The sequence below is a fragment of the Alloprevotella sp. OH1205_COT-284 genome (genome assembly GCF_003859795.1).
In the GTDB taxonomy this organism is placed as follows: Bacteria; Bacteroidota; Bacteroidia; order Bacteroidales; family Bacteroidaceae; genus Alloprevotella.
In genome coordinates, this window is the sequence record NZ_RQYI01000031.1 from 1 (window position 1) to 21,316 (window position 21,316).

Consider the following 21,316-nt stretch of genomic DNA (forward strand, 5'->3'; position numbering starts at 1 on the left):
AGACCAAGACAAAAACTCGATTTTGAAACACCTAAATCGGAGTTCTACAAAAGAATATCATAATTTTGCACTTGCTGGTTGACTCTACGCTCTACGTCTTAATGGCCTAATTTTTCGTTTTCAAGGCGACGATTCATCTCAATTCATTTTTTTGTTGTATTTTTGCAGGAAACAGCTTATACAATTATGGGATTTTTCAGTTTCTTCTCTAAAAAAGAAACGCTCGACAATGGTCTTCAAAATACCAAAACGAGGGTTTTCAGCAAAATCGCCCACGCCATAGCCGGAAAAACAAAAGTTGACGAAGAAGTTCTCGACAACCTTGAAGATGTGCTCATCACCAGTGATGTAGGGGTTGATACGACCCTCGACATCATTCACAACATCGAAGCGAGAGTGGCACGTGACAAATATGTGGGTACTGCGGAGTTGAACACTATCCTAAAAGAAGAAATCATCAATCTACTTGCCATAAACCCCGACGAAAACAACGAAGGTTTCGAAATTCCGAAGGCAGATCGCCCCTATGTGATTCTTGTCGTGGGCGTAAACGGTGTAGGCAAGACAACGACCATAGCCAAACTCGCCTATCAATTCAAAGAAGAAGGCAAGAAAGTCATTCTCGGAGCCGCCGACACCTTTCGAGCCGCCGCCATTGAACAGCTCAGCATTTGGGGAGAACGCATCGGAGTTCCCGTGATCAAACAGCAAATGGGAGCCGACCCTGCATCGGTAGCCTATGATACGTTGTCGCATGCCACAGCCGAAAAGGCCGATGTCGTCATCATCGACACTGCCGGAAGACTACACAATAAAATCGGCCTGATGAATGAGCTGGCGAAGATCAAAAAGGTCATGCAAAAAATAGATGTGAACGCCCCCGATCAAGTCTTGCTCGTTTTGGACGGTAGCACCGGACAAAATGCCTTCGAACAAGCCAAACAATTTGTCAAAGCAACAGAAGTCACGGCTCTTGCCATCACCAAACTCGACGGAACGGCCAAAGGAGGAGTAGTCATTGGTATATCGCATCAGATGAAGGTTCCCGTCAAGTATATCGGACTCGGCGAAAAAATGACCGATCTGCAACCGTTTGATCGCAAAGAATTTGTTGAGTCCCTTTTCTCACAGACCTAATATTCTCTCCCTTTTAACAGCTCAATGAAACATACCATAGACGTCATCACCATGGGGTGTTCCAAAAACCTCGTAGATTCGGAACTGCTCTTACGACAATTTGAGGCTATCGGCTACGATTTTTATCACAACCCCGAAGAACTACATGGCGACATTGCAATCGTAAACACCTGTGGCTTTATCGGTGATGCCAAAGAAGAGAGTATCAACACCATTCTCGAACTTTGCGAACAAAAAGAAAGCGGAAACCTCAAAGAGGTGTATGTCATGGGGTGTCTTTCTGAGCGTTATCGAGAAGAACTGAAAGTAGAGATTCCGGAGGTCGACAGATTTTACGGAAAATTTGACTGGAAAGACATCATCAAAGATCTCAAACCGGAAGGAGTGAACAACACTGCATGCCAAGACCTTAATCGCCGTGTGCTGACAACTCCCCGCCACTACGCTTATTTGAAAATATCGGAGGGTTGCAATCGCACCTGTGCCTATTGTGCAATACCTCTCATCACCGGACGTCACAAAAGCCGCCCCATTGAAGAGATCCTTTCGGAAGTCGAACTGCTGGTAAAACAAGGTGTTCGAGATTTTCAAGTCATCTCTCAGGAATTGACTTATTACGGTGTGGATCTATACCACGAACAAAGACTCCCCGAACTCATTGAGCGAATGGCGCAAATCCCCGGTGTCGAATGGATACGACTACACTATGCCTACCCCGCTCGTTTTCCTATTGATCTGCTGCGTGTCATGCGCGAAAACGACAATGTCTGCAACTATATCGACATCGCTCTACAACACATTTCCGACAACATGCTCTCTCGCATGAGGCGAAACATCACCAAAAAAGAAACCCTCGACCTTATCGCCGCTTTCCGTCGTGAAGTACCGGGCATCCATATCCGAACGACCCTTATGGTCGGTTTTCCCGGAGAAACCGAAGAGGACTTTGCCGAACTCATGGAGTTTGTTCGCACCATTCGTTTTGAACGCATGGGAGCTTTTGCTTATAGCGAAGAAGAAGGCACCTATGCCGCCAACCATTATGAGGACGATATACCCGAAGAAGTGAAAAAAGAACGACTCGATAAACTTATGCACCTACAAGAAAGTATCTCGGCCAAACTTTCGGAAGAAAAGGTGGGGCAAGTATATCGCACGCTCATAGATCGCCGTGAAGGAGCCTATTTCATAGGGCGCACTGAGCACGATTCTCCCGAAGTGGACTGCGAAGTGCTCATTAAAGCAGAGCCCGATGCACTCAAAATCGGCCATTTCTACAAGACACGAATTATTCAAGCCGAGGAGTTCGATTTATACGCAGAAATTATATAGACGGCCTTCAAACCTCACCGCCATGAACAACAAAGAATTCATTGCAGCCCTCTCTAATCGCAGCGAAACCACACAGAAAGAAACCAAACAACTGGTGGAGTCGTTGGTCAATGTTATTGCCGACGCGCTTGACGAAGGAGCAACGATCAGCATTCAAAATTTCGGAACTTTTGAGGTCAAGAAAAAAAATGAACGGATCATCGTAAATCCGACGACGCGACAGCGACAACTCATTCCTCCGAAACTGGCTGTGGCTTTCAAACCCAGCAATGCGCTCAAAGAAAAAGTAAACCCCAAATAATCCGACAGAAATGGATAAGAAACTTCTTCTACAAGATATAGCAAATCTCTTGGCCGAACAAGAAGGCATTTCAAAGAGGAAAGCCGAAAGTTTTGTGCGTGCTTTCTTTGATCTCACCGAAGAAGCTCTCCTACAAGACAACTATGTCAAGGTGTCAGGATTTGGAACTACAAAATTAGTAGAAGTCAGCGAGCGTGAAAGCGTGAATATCAATACGGGAGAGCGTTTCCAAATAAGTGGACACACCAAAATTTCTTTCACTCCCGACAATACGCTGCGAGATTTGGTCAATAGACCTTTTGCTCATTTCACGACCATAACACTCAACGACAACACTACGGAGGAAGAATTAGAGGCCGTTGAAGACTCCACGCCTTCTGCTGCATACGAAAACCTTACCCTTTCCAACGACACTGCGATCGAAGCAGCGGAACACACCTCTCCAACGGATACCTCTAATGCTTCTACCCAACCTTCCACTCATATTTCGGAAGAAACCCAACCTATTCTGCCGGTATCTCACTCTTCGGAAACCGAAACAGTCGAAACCTCTCCTGCACCTCAAAGCAATTCGCAAGAATTATACAGCGAATATGCTCCAAAAGAAAACTTTTTTTTCAAAGATCAAGTTGCTTCGGAAACGAAAGAAAGAACATTAAGATCCGACAGCGACACCGGTTCTGACTTTCTTAGCGGCACGCAAACGACGACTCCCGAACAGGAAACACTATCTTCGCCACTCCCTTATTTTTTATCTTCCGAAGAAATAACATCCGCCCCCACATCTCTTTCCACCGAGTTGCCACCTCAGGAAACAGATAATCAAGAAAACAATCAAGACATTATCACAGTGAATACAAACTCCTCCGCCTCTAAAAAAACAAATGGTTGGAAAGTGGCTTTCATCTTTATGATTGTACTCCATTTGTTGGTACTCAGCTATTTCGCAGGTTATCATCGTTGGTTCAACAATTTACACAATCCCCAAACGACGGTTACAAAGTCGCACCAAATGACCAAAACCAATTTGTCGGCTCAAAACAAATCTTCTCAAAAAAGTACTCCGTCTTATTCTGACACCACTGCCACAGTGTCGAAAAAAGAGGAAACCACACCTGCGTCAGGCTCAACCTCAGAAAGTCTTTCTACTCCGAGAACCGGTTCCAAAACAACACAAACCACAACAGAACCAACTACTTCCGAAAGATCTCAATCACCTACCAAGACAGCCAATAAATCGAAGGCCTCCACAAGAAACTCATACGATTTGCGCACTCATTATCGGAGAGAGGCTCAAAAATATCAGCAAATTCCCAATGCTTCCATGGTCATTGTCGGCACGCAATCCATTCAGCCATTGAGGAGTGGAGAAAACTTGTATAAACTGGCCAAACGAATCTATGGCGACAGAGATTTTGCGCGCTATATCATTATCTTCAACCACATCGAAAATCCGGACCTTATCTCTGTCGGAGAAAAAATCAAAATCCCCAAACTTGTAAAAAAAACAGAATTGAGAGATAAAATTGATTAGAAAAACAATAAAACATCTTATAGGGATTGCTATCTTTTCAAAGGCTGTGTTCCCCCGACACAGCCTTTTTATACGTTTCCACTTCCTGCTCTAAAATCGTTTCGCAACCATTGCTGTCGCAAGTTTACACAGACTTCCGCAAAACTATTCGGCTCTATAACTTTTTTAGTGGGTGGATACTGTCCCCAAAAGTGTGTCTGCCAATCATTAAAAAAAAGCCAACACTGATATGAACCCCAAAAGTTTTGTGTCTAACTTTTGGGGTTCATATCAGAGACGATGGTCTCCCTTTTTTGTATTGCTGGTTGAAAAGTTACTTTTTTACGAGAGTGTTTCATCATGGGGAGGAGCTGTGTTATGAGAAAACACTCTCTTGTGCCTAAAAAAATAGGGGCACTATGCAGAGAAATTATTGCACTTCGTTTTTGAAAGTACAACAATGGGAACAGAGCCGTGTCAAAATCGGGTTTGACACGGCTCTGTTTGTCGGATGCAAGAAGTTTACCAGGCAAAGAGGGGGAATTTCGCCATTATTTCATTGACTTCCAAACGAACGTTTTTCAACACTTCTTCGTTTTCGTGATTGTCAAGAACTTTTTCGATAAGCTCTGCCACTTTCACTACGAAACCCTCTTTTGCACCGCGACTGGTGATGGCTGCTGTACCCAATCGTATACCCGATGTTTGGAAAGCACTGCGAGAGTCGAACGGTACCATATTCTTATTGACGGTTATGTCTGCGGCCACAAGTGCATTTTCGGCTTGCTTTCCCGTAAGGTCGGGATATTTGGAACGCAGATCGACAAGCATAGAGTGATTGTCCGTGCCTCCGGAAACAATGTTAAAGCCTCGTTTCATAAGTTCGTCGGCCAAGCAAGCCGCATTCTTCTTCACCTGCAAAGCCCAGTCTTTGAACTGCGGAGTGAGTGCTTCTCCGAAAGCCACGGCTTTTGCGGCAATCACGTGTTCGAGCGGCCCGCCTTGTATGCCGGGGAACACGGCACTGTTGAGCAATTGGCTCATCTTTTTCACTTCTCCTTTTGGAGTGGTATAGCCCCACGGATTGTCGAAATCCTGTCCCATCAAGATGATGCCTCCACGTGGGCCCCTAAGGGTTTTGTGGGTGGTAGAGGTGACGATGTGTGCATATTTCACGGGATTGTCCAACACACCTGCCGCAATCAAGCCTGCGGGATGAGCCATGTCTACCATCAAGATTGCACCCACTTTGTCGGCAATGGCACGCATGCGGGCATAGTCCCATTCACGAGAATAGGCAGATCCTCCTCCTATGATCAGCTTCGGTTTGTGGGTCATGGCCAGTTGTTCCATTTCATCATAATCTACTCTTCCCGTAGCTTTGTCAAGATTGTAGCCGACGGGGTTGTAAAGTATACCCGATGTGTTTACCGCCGATCCGTGAGAGAGATGTCCGCCATGGTCGAGATTCAGCCCCATAAATGTTTCTCCGGCTTTCAGCACGGCAAGGAATACGGCTGCATTGGCCTGTGCTCCCGAGTGAGGCTGCACGTTGGCATATTCGGCACCGAAAAGTCGACAAATGCGGTCGATGGCGATTTGTTCTACCTTATCTACGACCTGACAACCTCCGTAATAACGCTTTCCGGGGTAGCCTTCGGCATATTTGTTGGTGAGAACGGAGCCCATGGCTTGCATAACTTGATCGCTAACGAAATTTTCGCTGGCGATCAACTCGATGCCGCGCATCTGACGCTGTTTTTCGGCATCTATGAGTGAAAAGATTTCTTGATCCATAAGTCAATGTTTCTTCTTGTTCGACAAAGATTGAGCGAACCTGTAAGTTCTTTGGGTATTATAAATATCTGTTTTTGTTTGAGCTACACCAGCTTTACCATGGTTAAATCCTGCTCTTTTTCACAATAGTAGCATTTTCCCACCTTTCCGATGATCACAAAGCGTGTTTGAATCGGTTCGTTGTTACAAATACATTTCGGATTGTTGCAGCGGATAATGTCGCGCAATTCTTTGGGTAATCTTACGCAGCGTTTTTCTCTGACCTCATAATCTTTGATAAGACTGAGCGTTACGTTGGGAGCCACGACGGAGAGCTGATTGAGTTCTGCCTCGGAAAAAAAACGATTGGCAATTTTGATGATGCTTTTTTTGCCCATTGCTCCGCTTCTCAGATTGTATCCGATGAAAACGGTGTCGTGATGACATTCGTCGATGTGCAACAAACGGATAACTTCAAATAGGCGATCGGAAGGAATATGGTCGATGACAGTGCCGTTTTCAATGGCAGCCACCATGAGTTGTTCGCGTTTCATGAGAAAGAAAGTTGGTGTCGTTATTGGATAATGGTCGAGTCATTCCGCACTTCTTCGAGTGTGATGCCCAAAACGTCGCAGATGATGGCCTCGCGTGCATAAATTCCGTTTTGGGCTTGTTCGAAATAATAAGCATAAGGCGTGTCGTCCACATCTTGTGCAATTTCATTGACGCGAGGAAGCGGATGAAGAATGCGCAAATTGTCTTTGGCCATGCTCAACATTTCTTTTCTCAACACATAGATGTCTTTAACACGTTCGTATTCCATGAGGTCGGAAAACCTCTCACGTTGCACACGTGTCATATAGAGGATATCGGCTCCCGATATGATTTCTTCGTTAAAGTCTTCATGCTCCACAAAATTGATGTCGTGCTCTCTGCAATATTGCTTGTATTCTTCCGGCATGGCAAGTTCTTTGGGTGAAATGAAGTGGAACGTCGGGTGAAAATGACGCATGGCCATGATCAGCGAGTGGACAGTGCGACCGTATTTCAAATCCCCCACTAAGTAGATATTCAAATTGTCAAGCGTCCCTTGTGTTTGCAAAATGGTATATAAATCCAAGATTGTTTGAGAGGGATGCTGATGCGCCCCGTCTCCGGCATTGACCACGGGAGTGTTTGTCAGTTCGCTGGCATAAAGGGCAGCCCCTTCCAAATAGTGGCGCATCACGATGACGTCACTATAATTGGAAACCATCATAATGGTGTCTTTCAAGGTTTCTCCCTTGGTAGACGATGTTACTTTGGGATCGGTAAATCCGATGACACTTGCTCCCAAACGGTGGGCAGCGGTTTCAAAAGACAAGCGCGTTCTTGTGGAAGGCTCGAAAAAAAGTGTAGCAACAATGCGTCCGTCGAGAATTTTACGATTGGGGCGAAGCTCGAAATCTCGTGCCATCTCCATCAGGTAGAGGATTTTTTCGCGTGACAGATGAGCGATGCTCACCAAACTTGGGTTTTCCATAATATGTTGGCTTGAATGAAACGATGAATAGCGACTTTGCTTGTGGTATGAAAAACAGCATGTTGGAGCAAACCGATCGCATTCCATTGAAAGGGACGCGATTTCGGCTGTAAAATTAACCTTTTTTCTTTGATGAAGAAATTAAACTGCCGAAAAAAAACGGGAGATTTTTACCGACACCATTTTTTCTTCGATATTGATAGAAAATCGGAGGATAAAAGAGGGGCAGACACAGAGCCGTCAGAAAAGCGACACAAGTGAAAAGAGACATCTTGTTGAGGAATGTTGATAAAAAACGATGAATTGAGAGACCTCTGCAAAAGCTGAGTTCTACAAAAGAATATCATAATTTTGCACTTCCTGGTTGGCTCTACGGGTTAAGATTTGGTGTATTGGGTGGCAAAGAAAAATAGAAAAGTTGATCCACAATTGAGAATATATTGTATTTTTGCGTTTGCTAATGGGAAATAAAATCTATTTATGAAAAAGATGAATAAGTTTTTTATCTTACTATTTGCGTTTTGGGGGATCTTCGGTACCCAAATTCGCTCACAAAACACTTACACAATCTATCCTATTCCGCAGTCGCAAATTATGGGCAAGGGAAATATCGGTTTTACAAAAACGGTTAATGTATTATGTGAAGCTGATATAGATAAGGCAACACGGAAACGTGTACAACAGGTGTGTACCGAATCCGGACTAAATGTGACTTTTTCCGAAACGGCCAACTCCGCAAATTCTAACATTTACTTGGGGGTAGCTAAAAGCGGAGGAGTAGCCGATAAAAAAGCCGATGCTTTTTCTCTGAATAAAGAGGTGTTGTCGAAAAGCGGAAAATACGATCGTCACATCTTGCACCTTACAGCAGAAAACGATCATGCTCAGGTTGTCATTGTCGGAGAAAACAGCACGGCGGTATTTCACGCATTGGCTTCTCTCGAACAAATTTTTGAACGCGGAGTAGAAAAACTTATTCCCGTCACACTCTATGATTATGCAGACCAGCAGAGCAGGGGACTGGTAGAAGGGTATTACGGTTATCCTTACAGTTTGGAAGTGAAAAAAGATCTGATGCGTTTCATGATGCGCATGAAGATGAACACCTATATGTATGGTGCCAAGTCCGACTCGTATCACTCCGAAAAATGGGAGCAGCCTTACCCCGAAACACTTACGCCTCAGCAAATCAAAAACGGACTGCTTTCACAAAAGATGATGAAAGAACTGACCGAAGTTTCGGCAGAAACGAAAGTGAATTTTATTTGGGCGATCCATCCGGGCAATCAATTTATCGGCAATGCCAATGTTGTCAATCGAATTATGAGGAAATTCGAAAGTATGTACAATTTGGGAGTGCGTCAATTTGCCATTTTTGTTGACGATGTCGGCGTTCCGACGAATGAGGCCGACTGCAAAACGAATGCAGACAGACTTACGGCTGTTCAGAATGCCATTGATCAGAAATGGAACACATCGACCGCCACGCCGGAGCAACAAGTGAAACCGCTTCATTTCGTTCCGCAAGTCTATACGTTGAGTTGGGTGAATGAAGCTACACGACAGCGTTTCTATTCTGCCTTGTCCAAAACTCCCGAAAAAATCACCATTTATTTCACCGGAATGGGGGTATGGACAGTGCCGAACAGCGGTGATTTGGCGATTGCGAAAAGAGAGTTGGGGCGCAGTTTGGCTTGGTGGTGGAATTATCCTTGCAACGATAATGCAGACGGACAAATCTATCCTTCCGACATGTATTATAACTTTTTTGAAATGCCGCAAGTGGATGGAAATGCCAAACTTCCTTCTACGCTCCAAAACGGACTTGGAATAGTTTCCAACCCCATGCAACAGGGGCAGGTTTCAAAAATCGCTTTGTTTTCGGTGGCAGATTATGCTTGGAACAACCGGACGTTCAATAATAAAAAGTCATGGGAAGCCAGTTTTAGTGCAATCCTTGACACAAAAGAGAAGAGAGAAGCATTTAAGACGATTATTCCTTATTTGAGATGGAATGATCCTCAGGAAATGCAAACGGCCATTACCTCCTATAAGTCGGGACGTGTGCAGCTTTTAGGACGAATTTTAACTCGTCTTGAAAACGCCATTCAAGTGATGATCGGCCTGAAAACATCTCCCAAGGAGAATGAGCGCATGCTTTATGCCGATCTTGCCCCTTGGTTGCTGAAACTCCAAAGTATGGTGCGTATCGGGACGGAAATGACAAATATTTCTTTGAGCTTCAATAAAGAAGAGAAGTGGGAGAAATATCTGATAGCAAACGACTCCATTCACCAACTTGACGTGAATAACGCTTTTACGGCATACGCACTTGAAGGACTTGGAAAATACATCAGTGTCAGCCATCGTCAGAGTGAACCGGCGAACAAGTATTTCTATCCTTTCATGTCCTATCTGAAAGAGAACGGATTGGGAAAAAACTTTTTTGGGACTCCCGCCAAAGATATAGAGCTTTTACGCAGTGCCCCGTCTGTTTCCGGAAAAGCGATATTGAGTAGCGGTGTGGCATTCCTCAATGCGTCTTCAAGCGTTCTTCCTCCGCAAGGCTATGTCGGGTTTACTTTGAAAGACGGAGTTGCTCCGAAAGAAATTGTTGTCAGCGATGCGCTTTTGGAAAGCTGTCATCTTTTATACAGCACCAATGGCAAACAATGGAAGCGTATGCAAAGTTCCACACTCCCCAAGGGCGATTTTGTGAAACATCTTGTTTTGCAGAATGTTACGTCCGCTCCGATCACTCTGCGTTTGAATAAAGAGTCGTTCTCTTTGCACTATCCGCAATTGCCTGCTTTGAAAGATATAGCCGTGCCGTCCGAAAGATTTGGAGACGGAACGAGTCAGGCATTGGGAAAGCGCGCCATTATAGACAACAATCCCCAAACCTTTTTTGCTTGTCATAAAAACCAAACGAATGGCGATCTTTACACCGTGACATTGGCCATGCCGACTGATGTAAAAGATGTACGTGTATATTTTGGCATGAAAAACGATGACTATCTTCAAAGCGGACGCATAGAAGCCAGTGCGGACGGCAATCATTGGCAACCTTTTCATCTAAAAGGAAGTGGTGGTTTTGCCGGAGGAAATGACCAAGCCGTATCCTTTACACACGATGTGAAATATCTGGATTTCATCGGAAATGTTGAAAATGCCCGCTTTGTACGCCTCAAAGTGCAAGTGCCCAAAACGGACAAATGGCTGCGCCTATACGATATACAAGTTAATCCCTCGGCCTACGCCGAAAATTTCCAAAGTTCCACAACGGATAAATTCGGGCAACGCGTAGACGAACCCTCCGACTTCAAACCTTATACGGCAGTGAAGCAGATGCAGGGGGGAGAACTCTATCATTCTTTTACCGACATTGCCTATTTGGATGCCGTGGAAATCTACTGGAACCCGTCTGTGTGGAAAGAAGAACTTCCGCAAATTCAGCTGACCGACGACGGAGTGTCGTGGCAAACCGTGGAAGAACTGAAATCTGCTTTGACGAGGGTTGATTTGTCGAAACTCTCGAAATCGCTTCGCATGCGATTGGTTTGGAAAGGAAACACGGTACCCGCCATTTACGAGATCAGAGAGTTGCATAGCACAACCGATCATCCGACAGTAGGCGTCACGGGAATAAGAAATCTTGACCGAAGCAAAGTTGCCCCCGATGCCTTATACATTTATAATCTGCATGGCCGATTGCTCAGAAAAGACGGCCGTACGGAAGGATTGCCTTCCGGTCTTTATATGGTAGGGAATAAGAAAGTATATATCAAATAAGAGGGCAGATAAAGACGACATCTTTTCAAACTCTTTCTTTCTCGGACTGTAAAAATCATCGGAGAGTTATGACGAACGAAAGTTTTTTCTCATACTCTCCGATGATCTTTTCGTGTAAAACACCGTATGTCAAGACCTCTGCAAGGTTGCATTCCATTCTTGCGGCAAAGGCCGCCCATACATGAGAATAGATCTTTCGGGCAAAGGGCGAAAGTCTAAGCCGTTGAAAAGAGAAGCGAGTGGGAAGTTGTGAAATTTAGGTCAGAGATAGATTTTTCTACTCGTTACTCCGTTTGAACTACTCCTTGGGTAGGATGCTTTCCGACACATTAAAATCTATCCGGACAATACGAAGAGGAAGTGAGATCGTTCTGCCTAAAAACAACAATTTGCAGCTTCTACCAAGACTTTTTCTTCTTTTTGTCTACATTGTCTACATTTTTCTTTTAAGTCGCAGATATATAGTCTGTTGTGAATGTAGACAATGCGAGAAATCAACTACATTCGTTTTCACAACCTACACATGGTATTGGGAAGTCGTGCGTCTGCCCGAAATCACTCATGTAGACAGTGTAGGTTTTGGTAAAATCTGTCTACATTCATTTTGATCTGTGTATCATCGACTTAACTTCCCTCAGTGTAGGATCGCAAGTAGGTTGTCTACATTCGCATATCTCTGAATTTCAGTGGTATAAAAGAATTAGTGTAGGTTTTTCGACGATTTGCAAAATAATCATTGGGGAAGCCCGCATCATGAGTCTTCCTCCCCTAAAAAACACGCTTGATGTGTAGCCAAAGAAGTGTACGGGCAGATTACGGAGAATTTTGAAAGATTTGCTGAGGTTCAGTTTTTGGGAGGGGTGGTTTTGCAGCAATCCCGTGTCGTGTGTTTGGCAGGCTATCTTTCGGTTTTGCGTTCATAGAGAGAACTTGTCACGGTTATCCTCCTTCTTTTTAATAGATTTTAGAAACGGCTTCTCTCAAAAAGAAGTAACTTTGCATCGAATAACAAAAGTCCTTTTCTATGACCAAAAATGTAGATATTCTTGCTTTGAATGCACATATAGAAGCTCACTCCGGCTTTGTGAGAGATTTGACCGCGGGAATGGCGCGTACCATTGTCGGGCAACAGCACTTGACCGAAGCTCTTTTGATCGGGCTTCTGTCGGATGGGCATATTCTTCTGGAAGGTGTTCCCGGATTGGCCAAAACTTTGGCTATTCGCACTTTGGCCGGTTTGATAAATGCTTCTTTCGGACGCATTCAATTTACCCCCGACCTTTTGCCGGCCGATGTTATAGGAACCATGATATATAGTCGGAAAAATGAATCTTTCTCTATCCGAAAAGGGCCTGTCTTTGCAAACTTTGTGTTGGCAGACGAAATCAATCGTGCTCCGGCAAAAGTGCAAAGTGCATTGCTTCAATCCATGCAGGAACGAGAGGTTACGATTGGAGATGAAACGATGCCGCTTCCTTCTCCTTTCTTGGTGATGGCTACACAAAACCCTATCGAGCAAGAGGGTACTTATACTTTGCCGGAAGCACAAACGGATCGTTTTATGCTGAAAGTGCTGGTGGATTATCCTACGCTCGAAGAAGAAAAACACATATTGAGGGCTTCGATGAAAGGGCATCTTGCAGATAAAAAGATCTCTCCCGTAGTTGATCTTCAAACAATTTGCAAAGCCCGCGAATTGATAAAAGGCATCTATATCGATGAAAGAATAGAGCAGTATGTGGTAGATTTGGTTTTTGCCACTCGCTATCCCGAACGATATAAACTGGAACATCTGAAACCTTACATCGCTTTTGGGGCTTCGCCTCGTGCAAGTATCAGTATGTTGCTTGCGGCAAGAAGTCTTGCTTTTATTCGTTCTCGCGGCTATGTTATTCCCGATGATGTACGCAGTGTGGTTTACGCGGTGTTGCGTCATCGCATCGGATTGACCTATGAAGCAGAAGCCGCCGATGTTTCTGCCGATAAAATTATCGGAGAAATTTTGTCGAAAGTAGAGGTGCCCTAAAATCAAGCAGCGAATGGAAGATCGAGTCTTGCAGTTAATGAAGCGTGTTCGGCGTATCGAGATCAAAACCCGAGCTTTGTCGAACAATATTTTTGCCGGCGAATATCATTCGGCTTTCAAAGGAAGAGGTATGTCTTTCTGTGAGGTCAGAGAGTATCAGCCCGGCGATGATGTGCGCGACATTGACTGGAATGTAAGTGCAAGATCTGAAAGAACTTATGTGAAGGTATATGAAGAAGAACGTGAACTGACGGTAATGTTGCTTATCGACGTTTCGGCATCGTTGGATTTCGGCTCGCAAGGACAAACCCAACGAGAGTTGATAACGGAGATTGCGGCCACCATCGCATTTTCGGCCATTCGCAACAATGACAAAATCGGAGTCTTGTTTTTTTCTGATCGAATAGAGAAGTTTATCCCTCCTGCAAAAGGAAAAGGACATATTCTGCTCATCATCAGAGAACTCTTGACCTTGCAACCCAAGGGACGCCGAACAGATATGAAAGTGGGGTTGGAATATTTTATGAGGATGATGCGCAAAAGAAGCGTTACATTCCTTTTGTCCGACTTCTTGGACGGTAATGATTACAGTACCCAAATAGCAATGGTGCGGCAAAAGCACGATCTTGTGGCGGTGCAGGTTTACGATCGTCGAATGGCAGAACTTCCGAATGTCGGTTTGCTGAAAGTGGAAGATGCCGAAACCGGACATTTGCAATACATCGACACCTCTTCGCGTCAAGTCCGTAAGGCTCAGAGCCTTTGGTGGAAAAATAAAAACGAATCATTGAGAAACATTTTTGAACATAGTCGTATCAATTATACCTCTATTGCGACCAATGAAGATTACGTTAAAGGATTAAAGAAGCTTTTTGCAAGTAAAACCGGCAAATAATAATATGCTGTCGAGCAGATTGTTTTTCAGAAATATTCTTTTGGATATGCTCTTTCGAAACCTTTTTGCCGTTCTTGCGGCCTTTTTCCTTTGTCTTGCCATTACAGCGCAAAAAGTCGTTGTAAATGCTCGATTGGACTCCACGACTATTCGCGTGGGAGAACAAGTCCGTTTGCGCACCGGTGTAAAGAGCCCGGCGGGTGCCGATGTGCTTTTCCCCGATTTTTCCCGACAAAAGCTCGACACGGCGATCGAAGTGCTTGAAATGTCTGAAATAGACACGCTGTTGTCGGAGGATGGAAAGAGCTGGGAGTTGCAACGGTCTTACTTGCTTACCGCTTTTGACAGTGCGGCATGCCAAATACCTCGTTTGCTGTTTGAAGTAAATGGGAGTAAGTATTTTTTAGATAAAGAGTTATCGTTGAAGGTGGAGTCTGTTCCCGTCAATGCGGAACGCCTTGATCTCATTCGGCCTTTTCACACACCTGTTTCGGCAGTTTTCAAATGGACTTCGCATTTGCTCCTATGGTGTGTCGCATTATGGTTGTGCGGTGGAATGTTGCTCTGTGTCGGGATTACGCTTTTCTCGCGAAAAACATTTACTCGAAAGATAAAAGCGGTACCTCCTCTTCCTCCTCATCAGACGGCTTTGGACGCACTCGAAAAACTTAGACTGAAAGGCGAAAGGGTAGGAAATGGGCAGAAAAACTACTTTATGGAATTGAGCGATGTGTTGAGAACCTATTTGTACAAACGTTTTTCCTTCAACGCCAAAGAAATGACCACTCATGAGATCATCGAAACTTTGAAAGACAAGAAGGAAACACTGTCGCTTTCGGAACTGCATTTTGTTCTTGACATGGCGGATTTAGTGAAGTTTGCACGTCATGAAGTGTCGTTGTTGGAAAGTGATCGTGCTCTTTTTCAAGCTGCGAACTATGTGCAAACAACAAGAGCGGAAGTTGAAGTGGATGCCGAACCCCAAAATACTATTGTGCCGATTGAAGAAACAAAACAAACAAGGCTTCGCCTCCTCTTGGTTGTTTCGGCCATTTTTCTGTTTGCCGTTTCTCTTTCTGTTTTTGCCTATATTGTTTATATGCTTTGGCTTTATTTCCGGTAAAATCCGATCAATCTTCTTGCTATGACTTTTGCTCATCCCGCATATTTTCTGTTGTTGGTATTGTTTATACCATTGGTGTTATGGTATATGTTAATGCGCCGGCATTATGAGCCGGCTTTGCGATTTTCCGCCACGGAAGCGTTCCGCCACCTCCCCTTGTCGCCGCGGGTACTTTTGGTACACTTGCCTTTTATCTTGCGTTTAGTCATTTTTCTGTTGATTATTATCGTCTTGGCACGGCCGCAGACCTCTATTCCCCAAAGTCGGAAAGAAGTGAAAGGAATAGACATCATGATCGCAATGGACATATCGATAAGCATGCTGACGCCGGATTTGCTCCCCAATCGGATGGAAGCGGCCAAACAGGTTGCCTATGAGTTTATTGCAAGTAGAAAAAATGACAATATCGGGCTGACGTTGTTCGGAGGAGAGGCTTTCACTCAATGCCCCATGACCACGGATCACGCAGCGCTACTCTCAACTTTTAGAAATGTCAGCTGTGAGCTTCAAAGCACAGGTGTAATTTCGGAAGGAACAGCTATCGGCATGGGATTAACCAATGCCGTAAGTAGACTGATGACAAGCAATGCTCCTTCAAAGGTAGTTATTCTGATTACAGACGGAGCTAACAATACGGGAGATATTTCTCCGCTTACGGCCGCAGAAATGGCGCAAAAAAAAGGAGTCAGAATTTATACGATTGCAGTAGGAAAACAAGGAGTGGTTAAACAACCGGTAGGAATGCTGCCCAATGGTGAACTTTATTATGCCAATGTGCAAAGCGATATGGATCCCATAACCTTGAAAGCCATTGCAAAAACTACGGGCGGATTATATTATGCAGCAGATTCGGAGGGAAAGTTGCGCGAGATATACAAAGATATAGATCGTTTGGAACAAAGAAAACTTGCCGTTCATCACTTGCAAAAACGCTATGAAGCCTATCTGCCTTTTGCCGTGGCGGCTTTTGTCTTGTTGATATTGGAAATATTACTTAGTCTCACATGGTTGAGACGAATACCTTAGTTTATGTTCAAATTTGCCAATCCCGAATATCTTCGTCTTTTTATTCTCCTTCCTTTTTTAGTCGGCCTTTTCCTTTATACGCTTTGGAAAAAACATCACAGCGAATCGAAATTGGGCAATCGGGAGGTGTTGAAGCAATTAGTCCCCCTACGTTCTTCGACCCGTCCGATTGTCAAGTTTGTTTGGCTTATGTTTGCTGTCATCATGGCCATACTGCTTCTTGCACGGCCGCAATTCGAGACATCCTCAGGCATGGTGAACCGTAAAGGCATTGAGGCGATTTTTGTGCTTGATGTGTCACAATCCATGTTGGCAAAAGATGTTTCGCCCTCCCGCATAGAGCGAAGTAAATTGCTCATCTCCACGATTGCCGAAAAAATGAAAGAGGATAAGATCGGATTGGCTTTTTTTGCAGGAGAGGCTTACCCTTTGCTACCCATAACCAATGATTATGTGAGTATTAGGTTCTTTCTCGACAACATGACGACAGACATGGTTTCTCTTCAAGGCACCAATATTGCCGCGGCCATAACATTGGCCGATAAGAGTTTCACACAAGACGAAGAAGCCGGTAAAGCCATTGTCATCATCACCGATGGAGAAGATCACCGGACGGGGGCAAAAGAAGCAGCTGTTGCGGCGGCCAAAAATGGACGAAGAGTTTATATTCTCGGAGTCGGAAGTGTGGAAGGAGCAAAGATACCGACTCCGGAAGGGTGGCTCACAGATAACGAAGGGCGCATCGTGAAGACATCTCTCAATGAAAAAATGTGTAGGGAGATTGCCGAAGCCGGTAAAGGTGCTTATATTCACATAGATGGCAGTAATCTTGCGCAAGATCGACTCGAAGAAGAATTAAAAAAACTTCAAGAGAGCGATTCTGAAATTGCCGATAGCGAAACGTTGAACGAAGAGTTTCAAACAGTCGCAATTTTACTTTTGCTCCTACTTTTGGTCGAATTATTGGTGCTTGAAAAGAAAAATCCATTATTTTCGCGTTTCAAGTTTTTCACAAAATGAATTGTCTTCAATGATAAATAACCGTTTCGTCTTGTTTTTTCTTGGTATCGTCATTCCCATGTTTTTAGCGGCTCAAACATCGGAATGGGTATCTCTGCGTCAAGGTAATCGTGCTTTTCAGCGTGGTGATTATAAAGAGGCGGAGAAGCATTATCGTCATGCTCTCAAAAATAATCCGCAAAGTTCACGTGCTGCTTTTAACTTGGGAGATGCCTATTTGGCACAAAAAGATGTACAAGCTGCGTTGGAACAATTTGAAAACATTGCCCAAAAAGAAGACCATAAAATGCTGAAAGCAAAGGCTTATCATAATATTGGCTATATTCATCATATACTTAAAGATTATGGCAAGGCAATCGACGCATATAAGAATGCTTTGAGAAATAATCCCGGAGATGAAGACACGCGTTACAATCTTGTGCTTTGTCAGAAACAACAAGAGCAACAGAAACAACAAGAACAAAAGGATGAGAAGAAAAAAAATGAGCAAGAGAACAATAAAGAGCAAAAAAATGAACAACATCAACAAAAGATGAGTGAAAATAATGTGGAGCAATTATTAAATTTATCTCGACAGGCAGAACAGTCGATTTTGCGCAGATTACAAAAAATGAGACAACCACGTCGGCAAAACACAGAAAAAAACTGGTAGTTCATTGAACCGTATTTTTATTTTCAGCTCCTTTTATCTCTATGACACGCTTGAAAACGATAGCATTATTCTTTTTGTTTCTTTCTCATTTATCTATTTTGTCTATTAAAGGGCAAACAGTTTTTACGGCTGAGGCTCCGCAAATAGTAGAAGGAACGGAAAGATTTAATATACAGTTTGTGTTGCAAAATGCAAAAGGACAGAACTTTGTTCCTCCTTCATTCAAGGATTTTGAAGTTCTTTCGGGGCCTAACATTTCTCATAGCCAAAGCGTGCAAGTCATGAACACGCATGTTTCTTCCGCTTCTTCCGAAATATATTCATATATTCTATCTCCCAAAAGAAATGGTAGCTTTACAATCGGAGCAGCAAAAATTACGGCTAAGGGGAAAATCATGAAAACGACTCCTTTGAGTATTAGGGTCGTCAAAAACAATCGTGTTGCACGGAACACTACTCGGTCGATAAGTCCCTCAAAGACCTTCGACACAAACAGAAGCTCCCGAATGATCGGTGAGAAAGATTTGTTTTTTACGGTAAATGCCTCGAAAAACAAAGTGTATGAACAAGAGCCGATTATGCTGACCTATCGCTTTCACACGCGAGTTGGCATCGGGTTGGCGAATGTGATGCTTGCACAAAAGCCGGATCTGAAAGGCTTTTGGACACAAGAGATCAAACTCCCACGCAATCTCTCACCGGAGGCCAAAGTGATTAACGGAGAGGTGTATCGGGTGGGCACAAACTTGCAATATCTTATTTTTCCTCAACAAACGGGCAAGTTCTTGATACCGGGTGTCGTTTTCGACTGTGAAGTCATTAGAAGAAACAGCGAAGAAAATGAATATGATGCTTTTTTTGAAGGAGCGTTAGACTTGCAGCGAAAAACAAGAGATCTGACCATACAGGTGTTGCCTTTGCCCTCTCCCCGGCCTGCCCGTTTTTCCGGAGGAGTGGGAAAGATGAGTGTTGAAGGAAAAATCCTATCTAAACTTCTTAAAACAAATGATGTGGCTACTTTTCGCTTTACGATTAAAGGAGTCGGTAATTTGAAATTGATAAAAACCCCTCAAATTTCTTTCCCAAAAGAATTCGATCAATATGCCCCTAAAATCAATGACCAAACCCAAGTTACTGCCGACGGCGTGAACGGAGCCATACATTTCGATTATACTTTTGTACCCCGAAAAGCCGGACAGTTTATAATTCCTGCTGTCGAATTTGTCTATTTTGACACCTCTCTTCAAAAATATGTGACTCATCGCACTCGCCAAATTTCTTTGTATATTCGGCAAGGCAATCGTTTGAAGAACCATGGGGAAGCTGTTGATTTTTCCGGCGAGGATGATATTCGTGATATAAGAAAAGGAAAGAATGAACCTTTTGAGGAAGGCGATTGGAATTGGTGGGGCACAATAGAATATTTTCTTGCTTTGTTTACCTTCAGTATCGGTGGATTGGCTTTGATAAAGTATTCTCCGAAAATGTTTGCTTTTCTTAGAGAAGTAAACATCAAGAGATTAAGAGCGGCTGATGTTGCAAGAAAGAAAATAAACGTACTGAATTTATCCGACCTGCATGAAACGCAGTTTTTTGACGCAATGAATGATGTCGTATTAACTTATTTTGCTGTCAAACTGAACTTTCCGAAAACCAAATTGTCCAAGCTCTCTGTTTTGGACGAGCTACAAAACAAAAAGGTTTCCTCTGCTACGATAAAAATGGTCGAAACATTATTGAATGATATGGATTTTGCACGTTTTACTCCGAGCAATGATATGACTTTCAGAGAAAATTTGCTCCGGCGAGTGCAAAAAATGATCGACATGATAGAAAATGAATTGAAACAAAAATGTATCAGCGAATTTTAATTTTATTGCTTCTTGGAATAATCTCCGCGACCATAACTGCTTGGCCTCTGTCTGTCAAGGAGCAGGGAGATAGGGCCTATCAAAAAAAAGAATATGATCGTGCCGCAGAGTTGTATGAACAACAACTTAAAGAAAACCCTTCGGCTGATGTTTATTACAATTTGGGAAATACCTATTTTCGTTTGAAACAATGGGGGAAATCAGTATTAAACTATGAACGTGCCCTTTATCTCGAACCAAATCACGAAGACGCTCAATGCAATTTGTCAATTGTTAATCGGAGATTGATCGACCGATTCACACCGCGCGGAAAAACGTTCTTGACCAAATGGATAACAACAACCATGAATGCGAAAAGCATAAAAGGGTGGGTGGATATCTCTTTTTCTTGTTTGTTGTTCGTCATCGGTTTCATAATCCTTTTTCGGAATTCCGTGTCTTCATTTTGGAGAAAAAGTGCCTTTGTCGGAGGAGCTTTTGTCTTTGTCGGTTTCTTGCTCTCTTCTTTCTTTGCTTTTATTCTTCGCAATCAATATGAAAACAACAATCGAGCGGTTGTTATTGCCGAAGTCAAGACCTTTTCGAACCCTACGGAAAAGAGTTTTTCAGACATCGTTTTGCACGAAGGGACAACGGTTGAAATCGTGGAACGACTACAAGACATTTGGCTCTGTGCCAAGCTTCCCGATGATAAAATCGTGTGGTTAAAAAAGGAAAGTATAGAGGAAGTGGCTGTACTTTCTAAATCGAAGTGCAACAAATAGCCTTATTTTTCATGGTTTCTAATCTATGAACAACACCGCGCACGGTGAGGAATACCAATCTTGCCCCTGAATTTGGTATGGAGAATCAAACAAATCATCTTGGAGAAGTAGGCTCCGTGTCAAATATCGGGAGTATTGAAGAAAGAGGGTATCAGTGTTTCCCACCAAAGCATCTATAATATCATACACGCTGACCGGACTACGCCATGGCAAGAAATCCGAGCCATTGGCCAAAGAGGTGCGTAGATTACTCTTACCTTACAAGAAATACATCAAAACCATAACGACAGATAATGGGCCTGAATTTGCAGCTCATAAAGGAGTCACAAAAGCATTAGGAGTTATTGTTTACTTTGCAGCCCCCTACTCATCGTGGCAGAAGGGAGCTATTGAGAATACAAACAAGCTCATTAGGCAGTATATCCCCCAAGCATGCCAACTTTGATGACTACACAGATAAAAGAATTGCTCAAATACAGAAGAAGATAAACAGAAGGCCAAGACAAAAACTCGATTTTGAAACACCCAAAGCTGAGCTCAACAAAAGAAAATCATAATTTTGCACC

At 43.5% G+C, this 21,316-nt stretch carries 17 protein-coding genes; 14 read left to right on the plus strand and 3 right to left on the minus strand.

Annotation, left to right across the window (positions count from 1 at the left end; translation table 11 throughout):
• Positions 1-186 precede the first annotated feature (186 nt).
• From ftsY to EII14_RS07585, 4 genes are read left to right on the plus strand one after another with little or no spacing between them, the layout of a single operon-like run.
• Entirely contained in the window at positions 187-1,137 is a 951-nt protein-coding gene (ftsY, locus tag EII14_RS07570) for a signal recognition particle-docking protein FtsY (RefSeq protein ID WP_124931938.1), read from the plus strand.
• Positions 1,138-1,161: 24 nt separating this feature from the next.
• Positions 1,162-2,469 carry a 30S ribosomal protein S12 methylthiotransferase RimO gene (gene rimO / locus EII14_RS07575; RefSeq protein WP_124931939.1) on the plus strand — a complete coding sequence of 436 codons (1,308 nt, stop codon included), beginning with the start codon at positions 1,162-1,164 and terminating at the stop codon, positions 2,467-2,469.
• 22 nt (positions 2,470-2,491) lie between these two features.
• Positions 2,492-2,770 (plus strand): HU family DNA-binding protein, encoded by a 279-nt coding sequence (locus tag EII14_RS07580; protein ID WP_124931940.1) that lies wholly within the window; start codon positions 2,492-2,494, stop codon positions 2,768-2,770.
• A gap of 10 nt (positions 2,771-2,780) precedes the next feature.
• Positions 2,781-4,304, plus strand: a complete 1,524-nt coding sequence (locus EII14_RS07585) for an HU family DNA-binding protein (protein ID WP_124931941.1) — start codon at positions 2,781-2,783, stop codon at positions 4,302-4,304.
• A gap of 501 nt (positions 4,305-4,805) precedes the next feature.
• Here the strand turns inward: EII14_RS07585 and glyA are convergent.
• The 3 genes from glyA to pyrB form a co-directional block, all read right to left on the minus strand.
• Positions 4,806-6,080 carry a serine hydroxymethyltransferase gene (gene glyA, locus EII14_RS07590; RefSeq protein WP_124931942.1) on the minus strand — a complete coding sequence of 425 codons (1,275 nt, stop codon included), beginning with the start codon at positions 6,078-6,080 and terminating at the stop codon, positions 4,806-4,808.
• 83 nt (positions 6,081-6,163) lie between these two features.
• Positions 6,164-6,613 carry an aspartate carbamoyltransferase regulatory subunit gene (locus EII14_RS07595; RefSeq protein ID WP_124931943.1) on the minus strand — a complete coding sequence of 150 codons (450 nt, stop codon included), beginning with the start codon at positions 6,611-6,613 and terminating at the stop codon, positions 6,164-6,166.
• Between the two features lie 20 nt (positions 6,614-6,633).
• Positions 6,634-7,581, minus strand: coding sequence for an aspartate carbamoyltransferase (gene pyrB / locus EII14_RS07600; RefSeq protein WP_124931944.1), 948 nt, complete (start codon positions 7,579-7,581; stop codon positions 6,634-6,636).
• Positions 7,582-8,070: 489 nt separating this feature from the next.
• Between pyrB and EII14_RS07605 the strand changes: the two genes are divergently transcribed.
• From EII14_RS07605 to EII14_RS09665, 10 genes are all read left to right on the plus strand, one after another.
• Positions 8,071-11,373 carry a beta-N-acetylglucosaminidase domain-containing protein gene (locus EII14_RS07605; RefSeq protein WP_158608354.1) on the plus strand — a complete coding sequence of 1,101 codons (3,303 nt, stop codon included), beginning with the start codon at positions 8,071-8,073 and terminating at the stop codon, positions 11,371-11,373.
• A 1,024-nt stretch (positions 11,374-12,397) separates the two neighbouring features.
• Positions 12,398-13,399 (plus strand): MoxR family ATPase, encoded by a 1,002-nt coding sequence (locus EII14_RS07610; protein WP_124931946.1) that lies wholly within the window; start codon positions 12,398-12,400, stop codon positions 13,397-13,399.
• 13 nt (positions 13,400-13,412) lie between these two features.
• On the plus strand, positions 13,413-14,294 hold the full coding sequence (locus EII14_RS07615; protein WP_124931947.1) for a DUF58 domain-containing protein: 882 nt from the start codon (positions 13,413-13,415) through the stop codon (positions 14,292-14,294).
• Positions 14,295-14,340: 46 nt separating this feature from the next.
• Complete coding sequence (locus EII14_RS07620) at positions 14,341-15,417, plus strand: hypothetical protein (protein WP_124931948.1); 1,077 nt, start codon at positions 14,341-14,343, stop codon at positions 15,415-15,417.
• Positions 15,418-15,438: 21 nt separating this feature from the next.
• Positions 15,439-16,443: a VWA domain-containing protein gene (locus EII14_RS07625; protein ID WP_124931949.1), complete on the plus strand. Its 1,005-nt coding sequence runs from the start codon at positions 15,439-15,441 to the stop codon at positions 16,441-16,443.
• 3 nt (positions 16,444-16,446) lie between these two features.
• Positions 16,447-17,463: a VWA domain-containing protein gene (locus EII14_RS07630; RefSeq protein WP_124931950.1), complete on the plus strand. Its 1,017-nt coding sequence runs from the start codon at positions 16,447-16,449 to the stop codon at positions 17,461-17,463.
• Positions 17,464-17,473: 10 nt separating this feature from the next.
• A complete protein-coding gene (locus tag EII14_RS07635) occupies positions 17,474-18,115 on the plus strand; it encodes a tetratricopeptide repeat protein (RefSeq protein WP_233569412.1) in 642 nt (213 codons plus the stop codon).
• Between the two features lie 41 nt (positions 18,116-18,156).
• Positions 18,157-19,986 carry a BatD family protein gene (locus tag EII14_RS07640; RefSeq protein WP_124931951.1) on the plus strand — a complete coding sequence of 610 codons (1,830 nt, stop codon included), beginning with the start codon at positions 18,157-18,159 and terminating at the stop codon, positions 19,984-19,986.
• Positions 19,968-20,750: a tetratricopeptide repeat protein gene (locus EII14_RS07645; protein ID WP_124931952.1), complete on the plus strand. Its 783-nt coding sequence runs from the start codon at positions 19,968-19,970 to the stop codon at positions 20,748-20,750. The genes EII14_RS07640 and EII14_RS07645 overlap by 19 nt, the downstream gene beginning before the upstream one ends.
• A 238-nt stretch (positions 20,751-20,988) precedes the next feature.
• Entirely contained in the window at positions 20,989-21,195 is a 207-nt protein-coding gene (locus EII14_RS09665; RefSeq protein WP_370242161.1) for an IS30 family transposase, read from the plus strand.
• Positions 21,196-21,316: the final 121 nt, after the last annotated feature.